Here is a 16,130-nt window from a genome sequence, read left to right on the forward strand (position 1 = left end):
GATGGTGGAAAGCATTACGAATATCAATCTGATTGCTGTTGATTTTGATCCGTTTGAGGGACCTCAAATTGCGAGCCTGGCTCCGGCAACGGAACCTCAAACCGAAATCTGGGCAACCTGCAAACTCGGTGGCGATGATGCCAGTCGGGCATTCAACGAGTCGATTTCGTTACGGTTTCATGGGCTATTGGACCGGGCCGCTTTCGAGAAAGCCTGGCACGCATTGGTGCGTCGTCATGAGGCACTGCATTCGGCCTTTAGTGCAGATGGCAGACAGATTTGTATTTTCGATGAGGTAGCCGTCGATCTGGTTTATCAGGATTGTTCGAGCAAATCCAAGGTCGATCAGGAGCAAATCATAGCGGACTATGTGAAGCAGGATGCCCGGTATGTGTTTGACCTGTTGACGGGCCCTCTGGTTAAGGTCTGCTTGATTAAACTATCGGATACCGACCATCATTTTACCCTAACGGGACATCATATCGTATGCGATGGCTGGTCGCTGGGAATTCTGCTCCAGGATTTGAGTGTTTTATATTCGGCTTATGCCCGGCATCGTGTTCCTGAACTGCCAGAGGCACCCGCCTATAGCCAGTATGCGCTGGAACAGCTTGCATTTGAGCAAAGTGATGAGTATCGTCAGATTGAGGAATTCTGGCTCAATCAGTACAGCGACACGGTGCCGGTTCTTGATTTGCCAACCGATTTCGCGCGTCCATCCCTTCGCACGTATTCCATTGACCGGCGCGACCACCTTTTGAATGATGCCCTTGCGGGTGCTGTAAAAAAAATGGGTACCCAGGCTGGAGCCAGTTTTGTCACGACATTGATGGCAGCTTTTGAGGTGTTTTTGCACCGCGTAACCGGTCAGGACGATCTGGTGGTGGGCTTGCCAACGTCTGGCCAGTCGGCAACGGGCTATCTGGGGTTGGTGGGGCATTGCGTCAATCTGTTGCCCCTACGAAGTTTCCCCCGACCCGAACTGAGCTTTCTGGATTTTCTAAAACAGCGAAAAGAAGCTGTACTCGATGCATACGAACACCAGCGGCTGACGTTTGGAGGTCTTCTGAAAAAACTTCCCATCGCTCGTGATCCTTCGCGTGTTCCGCTGGTACCGGTCATTTTCAACGTCGATATGGGGCTCGATAATGGGGTGGACTTTTATGGACTCGACTACCAGTTCATTAGCAACCCCCGTGATTTCGGCGCTGTTGATCTATTCCTGAACATAAGTGACGCGGCCACCGGCAAATCGTCTTTAGTCTTTGAGTGGTCGTATAATACCCAATTGTTCAAAGAAGCGACCATCGACCGGATGATGGCTGAATTTGAGCGTCTTCTGAAAACAATCGTCGACAATCCCTCCATTCAGATTGAAGACATATTATTAGCTGATGAGGGCGATCAGATTCGGAAACTGGCAGCCTGGAATAATACCGTCGCCGACTATCCGCGCACGGCTTCGCTGCATCAGTTGCTGGAGCAAACGGCCAGGGAGTTTTCGGATAAAACAGCCCTCATTTTTACAAAGCAGGCAGAACTGCAATCCGTTACCTACCGTGAACTGCACGAACGGGCGAATCAGATTGCCCATGCGATCCGAAAACAAGGGCTAGGGGCAACAGGCAATGGAAGTACCCCTGTAGTGGGTGTTTTACTGGACCGTTCACCCCATTTGGTAATTACCCTGCTGGCCGTCCTGAAAGCCGGGGCTGCTTATGTGCCCATCGACCCCGAATATCCGCACGACCGAATTGCCTTTATGCTGGCCGACTCGTCGGCTACGATGCTGATTACGTCGAAAAAATACCATTCGGCGGGCCAGACGACCTACCCGAGCGCCGAGAATCAAGGGAGCCGTACGAAGGTAGTTTTGCTGGAAAATCTACTGGCCGAACGGGATCAGTATCCAAAGGAGGCTCCGGCTATCGATGTGACGGGGAAGGATCTGGCCTACATTCTGTATACGTCTGGTTCGACCGGGAAGCCCAAAGGGGTTTTGATCGAGCATCATAATCTGGTGAATCTGCTCTATAGCATGATTGCCTGGCCGGGTATTACGAAGGCCGATAATCTGCTGGCCGTGACCACAGTTTCGTTCGACATTGCCGGGCTGGAGTTGTATCTGCCCATTCTGGTAGGAGCGACGCTGGTGCTGGCCGATTCCGAAACAGCAAAAGATGGAAGGGCGCTGCTGGAAGCGGTTACAACTTTTGATGTAAGCATCATTCAGGCTACCCCTATCACCTATAAAATGATGCTGGCGGCTGGCTGGGAAGAGCCCCTGTCGTTGAAAATACTCTGCTGTGGTGAGCCTATGTCGAAAGATCTGGCTCAAAAAGTAACAGCCCGTTGCGGGTCGCTCTGGAATATGTATGGCCCAACCGAAACGACCATCTATTCGACCGGGAAGCAAATTCTGGCCAGCGACGAAATCATTACCATTGGCCGACCGATTCAGAATACCCAGGTTTATATTCTGGATGAACACCTAAATCTGTTGCCCGAAGGGAGCGTTGGCGAACTTTATATCGCGGGAGATGGTGTAGCACGGGGCTATTTGAACCGGCCCGAACTTACGCAGGAAAAATTCGTACCGAACCCGTTCAATAAGTCAGGAAAGGGGACGATGTATCGGACGGGTGACTTAGGTAAGTTCATGGCCAGTGGCGAAATCCATTGCATGGGTCGTATCGACCAGCAGGTGAAGGTGCGGGGCTACCGGATCGAATTGGGCGAAATTGAACATGCGCTGGTGACCCAACCGGGTATTCGCGAAGCGGTAGTGGTAGCTCGCGAAGACCGACCCGGCGATCAGCGATTGATTGCCTATCTGGTTACAAATCCGCCATTGAACGAGGAAGCTTTCCGAAGCCATATTCTGGTCTGGCGGTCGCAGTTACAGGAAAGTTTGCCATCGTATATGGTTCCGACGGATTTTGTCAGTCTAGACCAGTTGCCCATTACCCCGAATGGTAAAATTGATAAAAATGCGCTGCCCAAACCGGTCTCTATGTTGGCAGTGGAGCACAGAAAATACACGGCTCCGTCAACTGAAACCGAAAAAGTGATTGCCGCTATCTGGCAGGAAGCGTTGATGCTCGACCAGATTGATATTGATACCGACTTTTTTGAGTTGGGCGGCCACTCGATGATTGCCGTTCAGGTAATGACCCAACTGGAGAAAGAAACCGGAAAACGGCTGCCTTTATCGATATTGCTGACGTATCCGACAGTTCGGAAACTGGGCCAGTTGCTGCAAACGAACGATCAGCCGACTACCTGGAAATCGCTGGTACCTATTCGGCCCGAAGGCAATAAAGTACCGCTCTATATCATTCATGGAATTGGGTTGAATCTCTTGAATTTCAGTAGTTTGATTAGTTATCTGGACCCGGAGCAGCCTATTTACGGACTTCAGGCAAAGGGTCTGGATGGTAAGGATGAACCGCTGGACAACATGGACGATATTGCTGCTTTCTACCTAAGCGAAGTACTGGAACAAAATCCTGATGGACCCTATGCTATTGCTGGCTACTCGTTTGGGGGGTACGTGGCGCTGGAGATGGCCCGACAATTGAAAGCCATGGGAAAAGAGGTGAAAATGCTGGCTATGTTCGATACCAATGCCCAGGAATCAGACATGAATCGGTCATTTGGCGACTGGTTGGTGCGGAAGGTATTGCGACAGTTTCCCAAGTTTATCTGGTTTACCAGGTCACTGATTCAAAACCCCGTTCAGACACTCAAGTATCAGCAGGGGTACGTAGAAGGGAAAATCGATTACCTGTTAAAAGCAATGGGTAAACGTCAGGAGCCCGAACCTGAAGTAGTGGGTATGGAGCATCTGAATAAGATCATTGAAAAACACGAGTATGCGTTTGCCAATTACACCATGAAGCCCTATGACGGTATCGTGGACCTGTTTAAAGCGCAGATACGACTCTATTTTGTAGATGACAGTAAGTACCTGGGCTGGAAAAAATATGCCAGAAAAGGAGTACGCGTCCATAGTGTTCCGGGCGACCATCAACTCATGCTCCTGCCGCCTAATGATAAAGCCTTTGCCGAAGCGCTACAAAAGGCGCTCGATAATGCATAACAAATAGAACCGCACCGGTGCGGTTCTATCATTCGTTGTAATGGCTCCGCTTTAACTCGTCGGCCTGTTGCGGATTGAGAATCAGTCCACGTATTTCGGGATAGCGCTCATTAATCATCGCCAGGGCATCATGTAACCATCTGCGCTCCACCAATCCTGATGCATTTGTGCCCGTGTGCGTAACCAGAATAGGTTTTTGCCGGATGCTGTAGGCTATGTGTAGCCGAATGGTATTGTGCATTAACTGATAAAGAGCAGCAAAGGAGTGGATCTGCTGATCGTCGTTCGAAAAGGGCTTATTGGTAATATTGAGTCCTATCCAATCAATCGAATCCCCTCCTGGATAATAATCTACAACGGTCGAGGGCTTTGTCGGACACCAGACCCAGGTTACATTGGTTAGCTGCTGTTCGCGACAATATCGAGCCAGATACTGCCAGGCTTGCCGGTATAATTTCAGCGTCTCTTCCTGTCGGGTACCCCAATGGTGCGTAGTGTCGTCAAATTCGGGAGCAAAGCAAAGAAGCAAAGGTTGCTTATAATTTTTCAGCGCATTGGTAAATCCTGTCAACCTGTCGTTGTACTTACCCCGGCAGAGGTTACGCAAAAAGACCTGTAATGCCGTCTCCGACTGAACCGAGTGTACTGGAGCCTGGGTAAAGGTTGGTTCCAGATAAATTAACGGTAATTGACTGGATGAGGTCGGCCAGCCTGGTAGGCTCAATGAGCCATTTCCGTCGAAGGTCCAGGCCAGATGCTGCGGAACAATGATTTTGTCCGGTACTGGAATGGAGTTACGAACAGGTTCGTTGGCAGGTTCCAGCCCGTAATAAAACGACTGCGTGGTTGCATACCGAAGGTCATACGGAAGTTTCGCCGTTTTTTTATGACTGGTATAAGCTACCAAACCGGTTGTGCCCACCAGTAATACGACAAATAAGGGTACTGCCGAAAGCCGAAGCCAGCGATAAAATCCATAACGCAGGTGCCAGAATGCAATCCGTAAGGGCCAGAAAACCGGACGCTGAAACGAAATTCGGGGTGCTATCCATGCTTTTACCCGTGCCAGCCAGACCTCCTGGCCAATCAGCACATTCAGACTCAGAATGACGACGTTGAGCAGCCCGAAACCAATCATGAGCTGTGAATAAATGTTGCTGACCGCAAATCGGCCGTAGTGGTAAATACTATAGCCAATAGCACCCAGCGTTAGCACAATCATCACCAGGTTGGGTAAGCAAAGTACCAGATTATTTCGTGGCTGGTCCTGTTTGGGCGTAGGCAGATAGGGCACTTCAACGCGGAAAATGGTATAGATCAGCCCCAGAACATAGACCCACCAGGTGCCACTGCTTAAAATGCCCCCGAAAATATGAAAACCCGCTTCGTGTTTTTCAATAAGCCATCGTTGCGAATACTGACGGATCAGAAACGCGGTGAGCAGCAAGGGCAGATAGGCAGTAGCAAACAGCAGGAGGTCCAGATGAAGCGGCAGCCGCATCGTTACCAGCGAAATTATTGGAATTAGAAGATCAAGCAGTTGCACCATACCCAGCAGATAATACAAGGGCATGGTCAGATAATGAAGCCGTTGCCGCCACGATAACTTCCCAACGATTCGCGGGTAGGTCGTAACCAGCAACTCAAACGTACCCCGCGCCCATTTGAGCTGCTGCTTAAAATAAGCCGATAAGGTACTGGGTACCAAACCGTAGGAAAGGGGCAGCGGCACATACGCAGATTTCCACCCGTTGGCGTGTAGAAGCATAGCCGTGTGCATATCTTCCGACAGGCCTGGGGCATGGCCCCCAATGGAGTCTAGCGCAGCCCGTCGAAATGTACAGTTGGCCCCAATGGCCTGTGCTGTTCCGTAATTGCCCATGCAGGTCATCATGGGGCCATAAAACGTATAGGTTTGTTCGGCGGCCCCATAGGCAACCAGGCTTTCCTTGTGATTGTAATACCCTTGTACACACTGAACAAAGCCTACGGCTGGATCTTCAAAATGAGGTAATACATGATCCAGAAAGTCGGGGGCTGGTACGTGGTCAGGATCAATGACCAGGCAGATTTCGCCGGTGGCCTGCCGGAGCGCATTGTTGATATTACCCGCTTTCGCATCCTTTTTATCCGTTCGTGTAACATGCCGCACGCCCATTTCGGCACACACTCGGCGCAGGTAAGGATCATCGGCTTCGTCGCAGAGGTAGGTCGTATGCGGATAGTCCATTGCCTGGATGGCACGTAGCGTATTGATCACCATCTCGGGCGGTTCGCCGGGGCAGTAGGTCGTCAGCACATCGACTCGCCAGGTTCGGGTAACGGAGGGAGGAACAGAAGGCTTAACGTGCCAGTAATGGTACCATTCGTGGAGCAGACGAAAGAGCTTGAAGCACACCGATACGGTCAACAGGGCAAACAGCCAGCTATAGCCGCGAGTGTCTGGTTGCAAATACACACCTAAAAAAGCGGCAATAAACAACAGACCCGCGATGATCAGAATCTGAATGGGTTGCCTGTCACTTTTTTTATAGGCAAAGTTGTAGTCAGCGTTCGGTGAACGGTGAAGATAAGTAAGCCAGTTCATATGGGTTAGATCCGAACTGCGCTGTACGATTTGACCTTTATCAACGATTTGAAAGTCAGAAGTATAGCAAACCGTGATTCGTTAAATGTACAGCGTAATTCCTATCTTTTATGACTTTAAAAAATATTCAGAGTCAAAATTGATGAAGGATAAATTTTGACTCTGTGTTGATACGAACTGGTCTACTAATATTCACGCTGCTGGCGGGCTATCTGCTGTCCGGGTGCCATAGTTCAACAGCTTCGAAGGCAGAAACTTCATCGACTCATAAACCGACTGCCATTCGCTGGACTGGGCAATCGTATGAGTTAGTACGAAATGGGCAGCCTTATTTTATTCAGGGAGCGGGCGGCAAGAGCCATTTTGAGCGTCTGAAAGCCTGCGGGGGTAACTCGATCCGAATCTGGGACGATCTGGATGCCGACCAGATGTTGGCTCAGGCTCAGCAACTGGATTTAACGGTGTTGTTTGGTATCTGGGTAGGAAAGGAGGCAGACGGATTCGATTATCATGACCGACAGGCGGTTGACCAACAGTTTGAGCAGATCCGAAAAACGGTGCTGAAATACCGCAACCACCCGGCCTTACTGATGTGGTGCGTAGGGAACGAGTGGGCGCAGGATGCCAACAATTTCGGTGTTTTTGATGAAGTCAACCGCATCGCGGCCATGATTCATGAACTCGATCCCAATCATCCGGTCACAACAGCCATTGCCCCCGATAGTGGTCGGGCTATCTGGCTCGTGCGCGAGCGTTGCCCGGAAATTGACATCCTTTCGTTTAATGTGTACGGCACTATTTCATCGGTAAGTCAATACCTGAAAGAAGGCGGCTGGACGAAACCCTATCTAATTTCGGAGTTTGGGGCCAAAGGCTACTGGGAAGAGCCACATACGCCCTGGGAGACGACTATTGAGCCGACAAGCCAGCAGAAGTATGAATTTATCAGGCAAACATACACGCAGTACATCGGTTCCCGTCCAACCAATTGCCTTGGATCGTACATGTTTTATTGGGGTGCCAAGCAGGAGGATACGCATACCTGGTTCAGCATGTTTGATGAACAGGGCCGGGAAACCTCGCTAGTGGGACTGATGCAGGAACTATGGACCAAACAACCTCCCGCTAATCAGGCTCCGATCGTTCAACAACTACGCATTGATGGGTCAATCAAATTAACTACTAGCTGGTCCGATAAAAGCGGAATTCATCAGGCTCAGGTTTTAGCCACTGACCCCGATTCCGATTCGCTAGCCTATTATTGGGAAATCAAGCCTGCTGCCCGACGAACGGCCGACTACATCGATACGCCTATTCAGTCCGTTGATGGGTTGATTCGGCCGAAGGGAGCAAATTCGATAGGGTTTTCACTCCCCCTCAAACCAGGAACGTATCGGTTGTTTGTGTTTGTCTACGACACCCATCATCACGTAGCTACGGCCAACGTGCCTTTCCTGGTAACAGCAGGCAACACGAATCAGTAAAGCTACAGCGGCTATAACCAGAACGCTTTTGTGAGGACAGATTTGAGAATCTGTCCTTAGTTCGGTTTTGAGAGACCTCACCAGGCAGGTTTAGGAACCTGTCTTCACTCACAACTCATAGATTTAACAGCGTACCACTCCGTTGTACAGCTATAAAAGGCCCTGGCGGTAGGATTTTATCTGGTCGAGAGAAAGCTTATAGGCCAGTGTCAGTACGGCATAAATTGCTCCTCCAATGGCAATTTCGGCGAATGCATTGACAGGGCCAGTGTACCCGATAAGTAGTTTGTACAGGCTGATAATGGCCACCATAATCAGGCAAAACGTTATGGGTTTGACAATATTTTTCAGGAAGTCGCCGAAAAAGTCGCCGATCAGGTAGTTGACCATACCAAAATTCACGACCATGTTCAGAAAAGTCGTCAGCAGAAAGGCCATTGCAATTCCCGTAACCCCCCAATAGGTACCGAACAGGTAAACCAAAGGAATTTTGACAATCAAGGTGCCTAGATTGAGATAAAATAATAGACTCGGCTTGCCTTTTGTAAAGGCGACGGTATACAATGGGTGGCTCAGGCAAATGAAAATACCGACGAACACGAATATCTGGATCAACTCAATACTTTTCTCCCAGCCCGGCCCATAGATTAGCGGAACAACGGTATCGGCCGTAATGAACAGACCCGCCAGAAGGGGCAGATTGCAATAGCTGATAAAGTCCAGAATCTTCAGATACGACTTCCGTAGCTCACTGGTATTTTCTTTCATTCGGGCCAGAATCGGGTAGGCGACCTGCAAAATGATCGGGTTGAGCTTCATGATCGGAAACACACAAAGCTGGTACGCCACCGTGTAATAGCCCAACATTTTAACCCCGAGCATACCGCCCAGAAAAATATTATCCGTATTCGATTGAACGTAACCCAGGAAGCCATCACCCATGTTATACAAACCAAATCGCAGGTGTTCTTTTATGGTACGGATGTTGAAATACAGCTTAGGGGTAAAGAACTGAAAGCCAAACACAATCTGCAAAATGGAGCGGGTCGTTTGTGATACGAGCGAACCGATTATGAGCGATAACTCATGGTAACCATTATATGCCAGCGTGACGGTAACCGCTGTGCCTAATACCGAACCCGTGATGTCAATAATGGCAACGGATTTGAACCGGAGTTCTTTTTCGAGCAGGAACATATAGATTTGCCCGAAATAGACGATCACGAAATAATACGACGATAAGTTTAAAACCTGGGCCAGCTTGGGCTCGTGATAAAAAGCAATAATGGACGGGCTAGAAAGGTGAATAACAATGAAAATCACGAAGCCCACCAGCAGATTCAGGTAGTAGAGCGTCGATAAAACGTTTCGGTCGCTCTCCTGCTTATAAATGATGGAGTTCGCAAAGCCAAGGTTCGCAAAGACCTGAAAAAAGGCAAGAATCAGGTTGCTGACGCTGACTATGCCGAAATCGGAAGGCGCTAATACGCGAGCCAGAACGGCCACTTGTATGAATTGAAAAAGGGTAGCGATGCCCGTCGAAACGGTAATCCACTTGCCCCCGTTCATTGCCTTTTGTGTATTACTCATTTAAAACTTATGGGTTAGCAAATCGTATAGGTTGATGAATTTTCTACATCCAGTTCTTACCGGTTAAGGCAACAACTGCTGGTGCGGAATTTCACTACTTATAAGGCTTTTTACTTAAGACTTCGTTTTCGTCAATTCGTTACACTTAGTGGTCCTACTTTGAGTTATTGGTTCATATGGAGTACCACAGATAGTCGAAAAAATAGATCAGCGAACGAGTAAAACGTGACCAGTCCGGCTAAACTCCCGTTTGGACGGTGTCGCAGCCTGGTAAGTGACTATCCAGGTATAGGTGTCGGGCGGACAGGGCGCTCCATTGAACGTTCCATCCCAGGTATCGGCTGAGTTTTGGCTGGCAAAGATCAGGTTTCCCCACCGGTTAAGGACTTTCATCGTAAACGTTCCCGTCGTTTTGAGCCGCGTAAAAAAGGTGAGTCGGTCGTTCAGTCCATCATTATTCGGTGTAAATGCATCGGGTACATAAACGGTTTCGGGCTGATCGGGGCATTCGCCACATTGCCGTACCTGAAAATCGTCGAGGGCCATATCGTTGCCACAGCCGTAATCGCCCTGATTGTTTATCAATTTAATCACAACGTCTTCGGTCGATGTCGGGGCTGTAAAAAGCAGCGAACAACGGCGCCAGGTGGGCGTATCTGTCTGGAGAATCTGCCCGATTGACAGGGTTTGAAAAACCAATCCTTCGGAGGTTTCAACGCTGATGGATAAGTTAGGAATCAGGGCGTTCAGGCAGGTTTCGGTCCGAAGCAGGTTCATAACCCAGAACGAAATTTCGTAACTGGTTCCATTGCATAAGCCCGAAACAGGCTGCTGATAGAAAACACCTGCTTTGTTGCCGCCATTGACCACCAGCATATTGCCACGGACACTGCTGGAAGTATGGTCCCGGTCGACGGCATGCCAGGTCGAATTAAAGCAGGAGCCATCCAGTGAGGCTAAAACCGCATATTGCCCATCGCCAGGGCAATCGATAGGTTCAAATTCATAGGAGGTCTGATTCGAAAGCGAAACGGGAGCCCCAGCCAGGCCAAAAGTTTGATTGACCAGTAACTCGCCGGAGGGATTTGCGCACTGTTGGGCCGTTACCGACTGGAAACAGGCATAGTAAAAACAGGTAATCAGACTGATTACTAAACGTAACTTATTAGATAGCAGAAGACTATTTCTGATAACTTTACGTGCCGCACATCTCATACCTATCTATTAAGACAAGGTTCTACAAGATCGGTCACCATTTGGTCGTTTGGATTGTTTACTTGTGTGTCAAATTTGTTATTTTGTTAATTAATGTTGCTCTTTTAGATTCATGTCTAACCGAATCGATGCAACCGCTGTCATTTCGTGTACAACGATTCCGGCGTTTTCTTGGCAGGATTGGACTACTTGTTCGTACACGGATGATTTGGCCGTTTTTCGGTTTAACCTGGCAACGCTAACCGAGATTTGCGATGAACCTGCCGAACTGGAATCCCATGAAATCATCCGGGCGCAGCGATTTCGACAAGCAGACGATCGGCATCGGTTCGTTTACGGCCGACGAATCATTCGACGATTGCTTGGGGCCTATGTAGGGCTGCCCCCTGCCGATGTTACCCTGACGATTGGAACTAATCGAAAGCCGGTACTAGCCCATTCGGCGGACTGGCATTTTAACATGTCCCACTCAGGAAACTGGATTCTGGTAGCTGTTGGTAGAGAATTGGTTGGCGTCGATCTGGAAAAGGTCGTTTCGAGTTTCGTCTTTCAGGATATTATCGCTCAGAGCTTTAGCCAACCAGAACAGCAGTTTATTGGCAAAAGCCACAATCCCGGCGAAACGTTCTACCAACTCTGGACGCGGAAAGAAGCGCTGGTCAAAGCAACAGCCAAAGGAGTCGATGAGGATTTTGCTCGGGTCCCCTCACTAGATGGCACGCATAGGATTGATAGCTCAGTAATTGGTGCTTCGAATAACTGGTTGATAAACAGTTTTTCGGTTGATGAGGGCTATCCGGCGGCAGTGGCTTATCCAGCAACGGTTGGAATGCCTCAATTTTACAACCTTGATAATCGTTTCTTTATAAATACGGACGTATAAAACAGGGGCTTTGAGAACTGGCTTTCAGTTAAAAGCAAGTCATTGGTGGGTATAATAATTACGTCTGTGCGTTCTCTGAGCTACTGGGTTTCAACAACCGGAAGCGAATGTCTGTATGCCTAAAGTGATGTTATTATCCGATTTCTCAGAAGATTATGGCAAAAGCCTGCTCCGGGGCATAACGGCTTATGCCAAAGAACACGGTCCCTGGGTATTTTGTCGGATGCCTATTTTTTTTCGGGAAACAGTTGGCGTACAGGGTATTGTCGACTGGGCAAACGAGTGGGGAGCCGATGGCATAATTGCCCAACTCTATGAAGAAGATGATGCCGAACAGATCATCCAGGCAGGCATTCCACTGATTGCCCAGGATTTAAAAGAACGCTTCGGCAACGTTCCCAACATTACAGGCGACTACTACGAAACCGGAAAGATAGGCGCAACCTATTTTCTGCAAAAAGGCTATACGCAGTTTGCATTTTACGGCTTCAATACGTTTGTCTGGTCAAGAGAACGGGCGATGGGCTTTGAAGAAACGCTCCGGCAGCATAAGTATAGTGTTTATTATTTTGAGCATGAAAAAGCCCGCTCCGGCGAACTGTGGTATTACAAGCCCTCATCGCTTAGTCAATGGCTCAAATCGCTTCCCAAGCCCGTTGCCCTCATGGCCTGCGACGACGACCAGGGGCAGCACATTACCGAAGCCTGCAAACTGGCCGGTATTCGCATTCCCGAAGAGGTGGCTGTTTTAGGCGTTGATAATGACGAGGTTATCTGCAATATTGCCGATCCTTCCTTATCTAGTATCAGTCTGGACGCCATGCGGGGAGGGTATCAGGCCGCAGCGCTACTGGACCAACTCATCACCACCAAAACCCTCACTGGACCTGATATTGTGGTGCGCCCGGTTCAGGTTATCGAGCGCGAGTCGACGGCAATTTTTGCAACAACTGATGTTTATGTTCAACAGGCGCTGCGGTATATTCATCAGCATATCGACCGGCCAATGGGCGTTACCGACGTACTGACTCAGGTTCCCCTTTCCCGACGTGCATTTGAGATCCGGTTTCAGCACACGACTGGCCTGCCCGTTTATCAGTACATTCTCCGGCTTCGAATCGAAAAACTGGCCCGACAACTGCTTGAAACTGATAAATCGATCTACGAATTAGCTGTCGAGTGTGGCTTCCCGGATGCCAAAAATCTCGCTCGTCAGTTTCGGGAGCTTAAAGGATGCACTCCGCAGGAATATCGTAAAATGTTAACGCTTCAGTAAGGCGAAACAGCCAGCGGTCAACGTAAAACGAGGATAAGATTACGTAAATTACGCAAGATCAGTTCTCAAAAATAGGTACCTTTGAGGGGTGGTAAATTTTACTATTCAACGTAAATATTAGCTTTTACCTGGACTCTTCCTCATGCATAAGCTCCCTTCTGCACTACTGGCTTTCATCATGTTGGTTGCCCTATTGTCATTCTCGTCGGTAGATCATGGCCAATGGGTAAATCAGATGGAGACAGGCCAGCCACCTGAAGAAAACCGGTTTACCAGGGTTGTTTTAGCGGATAAGCTAGATGAGCCAATGGCCATGACGATGTTCAACGATGGGCGGGTGCTGTTTATCGAGCGGAAGGGGCAAATTCATTGTTACAATCCGGCTACCGGAAAAATCAACCTGATCGCTACCATACCCGTCAGTACCAAATACACCAGTAGTGAGGGGGCCGTATCCGAAGCCGAAGATGGACTTCTGGGCGTCGTTCAGGACCCGCAGTATGAGACCAACCACTGGCTTTATCTCTATTATTCACCGGCGGGTAATGAGCCTAAAAACATTCTGGCCCGCTATGAACTTCGTGGGGATGAACTGATCATGTCGTCGCGGAAAGTGTTGCTCGAAATTCCCACCCAGCGCGAACAGTGTTGCCATACCGGCGGAGGGATGGTATTCGATCGTTCCGGAAATCTTTACCTGGCAACCGGCGACAATACCAGCCCGCGCGTTACGGGCTATACGCCCATCGACGAACGATCTGGTCGGTCGCCCTGGGATGCGCAGAAATCGTCGGCTAATTCGAATGATCTTCGGGGTAAAATTATCCGCATCCACCCCACTCCGAACGGTTCCTATACCATTCCATCGGGTAATCTGTTTAGAAAAGGACTGGCGAAAACCCGCCCCGAAATTTACGTGATGGGCTTGCGCAACCCCTGGCGATTGTCGATCGATAGCCGGACGGGGTATCTGTACTGGGGCGAAGTAGGCCCTGACATGCGCGATTCGGTGGGCATTGGCCCGAATGGATATGACGATTTCAATCAGGCTCGTAAAGCTGGCAATTTTGGCTGGCCCTACTTCGTGGGCGACAATGCGGCTTACTGGGATCGGGACTTTGCTACCGGAGCATCGGGCGAGCGATTTAATCCGGCTAAACCCATTAATAATTCGCCCAACAATACCGGTCTGAATCAGCTTCCGCCCGCACAGGGTGCGTTTATCTGGTATTCATACGGGGCTTCTGAGAAGTTTCCGCTTATGGGTAGCGGAGGACGTAGTGCCGTAGGCGGACCAATCTTTCACAAGGCCGATTTTAAAAATGCTGAGCGTCTTTTCCCCGACTATTACGAAGGAAAATGGTTCATCACCGATTTTATCCGGGGCTGGATCATGGCCGTAACAATGGATCAGCAGAGTAATTACGTGTCGATGGAGCGGTTTCTACCCAGCGAACGATTCGACAGCCCCATCGATATGAAATTTGGTGCCACTGGTGACCTATACCTGCTCGAATATGGTAGCAACTGGTTTCGCGGAAATGACAACGCCCGTTTGGTACGCATCGAATACAATGGGGGTAATCGCAAACCGGTCGTACAGGCATCGGCCGATAAAATCGGAGGTGCGGTTCCATTTCAGGTGGCTCTTTCAGCCAAAGGGTCAACGGATTACGATGGCGATGCCTTGGCATATCAGTGGGAAGTTAAGTCATCAAATGGCGTCGCCAAAACATCGACTGAAGCCAATCCGACGTTTACACTTGAGCAGCCCGGCCTATATACCGCCACACTAACCGTAACGGATACAAAAGGGGCTAAAAACAGTAAGTCGCTGGAATTGAAGGCGGGTAATGAATCGCCTGTCGTAACGTTTTCCATTACAAAGGGAAATAAGACGTTCTTCTTTCCGGGCAAAACGATTGAATATGCTGTCGATGTGAGTGATAAGGAAGATGGGAGCCTGATGGATGGTCGTATTTCGCCCAGTCAAGTGGCGGTCAATATCCAGTACATGCCTGAAAGCTTCGATAAAGTCGAACTGGCGGCTGGTCACCGGTATGCCGATGCTGCGGCCATGCTGGCGTCAACGGCAAAACAGTTAATGGCGGGCAGCGATTGCCAGGCTTGTCATTCCCTGGAAACACGGTCGGTTGGGCCTGCTTACAAAGAGATCGCTGCGAAATACAAAGGCGACAAGAGTGCCTCAGATCGACTGGCGAAGAAAGTAATAGCTGGAGGAAAGGGTGTTTGGGGGGAATCGAGCATGAGCCCGCATCCGGGTCTTTCGCTGGACAACGCAACCCAGATCGTAAACTATATTCTGAGCCTATCGGACGAGAAAGCTACCGTGAAAATGCTGCCAACCAGGGGAAGTTACACCACCAGCATTCCAGATGGAGAACGGGCAAAAGGATCATTTGTACTGCGAGCGGCTTATACCGATAAAGGCTCATCCCTAATCCCATCCAGCATGTCGGAAAGCCTGATTTTCCTGCGAAGTCCGACAGTGGCTCCCGAAACCGCCGACGAATCGAAAAGTACAGAGTTGATTACCGCTCAGGGGAAAGCCTTTTATGTGGTTGGACCAGGAGCCTATCTGGGGTATCACGACATTGATCTGTCAGGAATCCATCAAATAGATTTTGCTGTACAGGCTTCGCCCAAAGTGGATGCGGCTGGTGGAACCATTGAGGTTCGGCTGGACTCGCCCTCGGGCAAACTAATTGGTGAAACGCCCTTTGTTGTGGTTCGTGACCCAACACGCCCAGCGGGTTCACAAGCAGTACCGATTACGAGACCGGCACCTGCTAAAGCCACTATTTCTAGCGTTGAAGGCATCCACAAACTCTACTTTGTTTTTAGGAATGCCAACGCCCGAAACAACCAGATTCTGATGCGTGTCTCCGCCATTCAATTTGTACCCGATAATAGCTGATACGGAGCGTAGAACCATCAACATAACAAACGCTGTTCCTTCCAATCCTTAACCA

The 16,130-nt window shown here is 49.4% G+C and carries 8 protein-coding genes; 5 read left to right on the forward strand and 3 right to left on the reverse strand.

Translation table 11 applies throughout. The annotated features are described in order from the left end of the window. Nucleotide 1: 1 nt before the first annotated feature. On the forward strand, nucleotides 2-4,102 hold the full coding sequence (locus ACYVFD_RS02715) for a non-ribosomal peptide synthetase (protein ID WP_461088213.1): 4,101 nt from the start codon (nucleotides 2-4) through the stop codon (nucleotides 4,100-4,102). 28 nt (nucleotides 4,103-4,130) lie between these two features. Here ACYVFD_RS02715 and ACYVFD_RS02720 read toward each other — a convergent pair whose 3' ends face one another. Next, nucleotides 4,131-6,689 (reverse strand): glycosyltransferase family 2 protein, encoded by a 2,559-nt coding sequence (locus ACYVFD_RS02720; RefSeq protein WP_461088214.1) that lies wholly within the window; start codon nucleotides 6,687-6,689, stop codon nucleotides 4,131-4,133. 164 nt (nucleotides 6,690-6,853) lie between these two features. Here ACYVFD_RS02720 and ACYVFD_RS02725 point away from each other — a divergent pair, with 164 nt between their 5' ends. Beyond that, nucleotides 6,854-8,173, forward strand: coding sequence for a glycoside hydrolase family 2 TIM barrel-domain containing protein (locus ACYVFD_RS02725; RefSeq protein ID WP_461088215.1), 1,320 nt, complete (start codon nucleotides 6,854-6,856; stop codon nucleotides 8,171-8,173). Between the two features lie 150 nt (nucleotides 8,174-8,323). Here the strand turns inward: ACYVFD_RS02725 and ACYVFD_RS02730 are convergent, their stop codons facing one another. Both ACYVFD_RS02730 and ACYVFD_RS02735 read right to left on the reverse strand, forming a co-directional pair. Next, nucleotides 8,324-9,763 carry an MOP flippase family protein gene (locus ACYVFD_RS02730; protein WP_461088216.1) on the reverse strand — a complete coding sequence of 480 codons (1,440 nt, stop codon included), beginning with the start codon at nucleotides 9,761-9,763 and terminating at the stop codon, nucleotides 8,324-8,326. 207 nt (nucleotides 9,764-9,970) lie between these two features. Then, a complete protein-coding gene (locus ACYVFD_RS02735) occupies nucleotides 9,971-10,978 on the reverse strand; it encodes a gliding motility-associated C-terminal domain-containing protein (protein WP_461088217.1) in 1,008 nt (335 codons plus the stop codon). Between the two features lie 112 nt (nucleotides 10,979-11,090). Here ACYVFD_RS02735 and ACYVFD_RS02740 point away from each other — a divergent pair, with 112 nt between their 5' ends. The 3 genes from ACYVFD_RS02740 to ACYVFD_RS02750 all read left to right on the forward strand — a co-directional run bounded on the left by ACYVFD_RS02740 (nucleotide 11,091) and on the right by ACYVFD_RS02750 (nucleotide 16,075). Next, the gene (locus ACYVFD_RS02740; RefSeq protein WP_461088218.1) at nucleotides 11,091-11,861 is read left to right on the forward strand and encodes a 4'-phosphopantetheinyl transferase family protein; all 771 of its coding nucleotides are present in this window, start codon (nucleotides 11,091-11,093) and stop codon (nucleotides 11,859-11,861) included. A 115-nt stretch (nucleotides 11,862-11,976) separates the two neighbouring features. Beyond that, complete coding sequence (locus tag ACYVFD_RS02745; RefSeq protein WP_461088219.1) at nucleotides 11,977-13,137, forward strand: XylR family transcriptional regulator; 1,161 nt, start codon at nucleotides 11,977-11,979, stop codon at nucleotides 13,135-13,137. A 142-nt stretch (nucleotides 13,138-13,279) separates the two neighbouring features. Further along, complete coding sequence (locus tag ACYVFD_RS02750; RefSeq protein ID WP_461088220.1) at nucleotides 13,280-16,075, forward strand: PQQ-dependent sugar dehydrogenase; 2,796 nt, start codon at nucleotides 13,280-13,282, stop codon at nucleotides 16,073-16,075. Nucleotides 16,076-16,130: the final 55 nt, after the last annotated feature.

It is taken from the genome of Spirosoma gilvum (assembly GCF_054776815.1).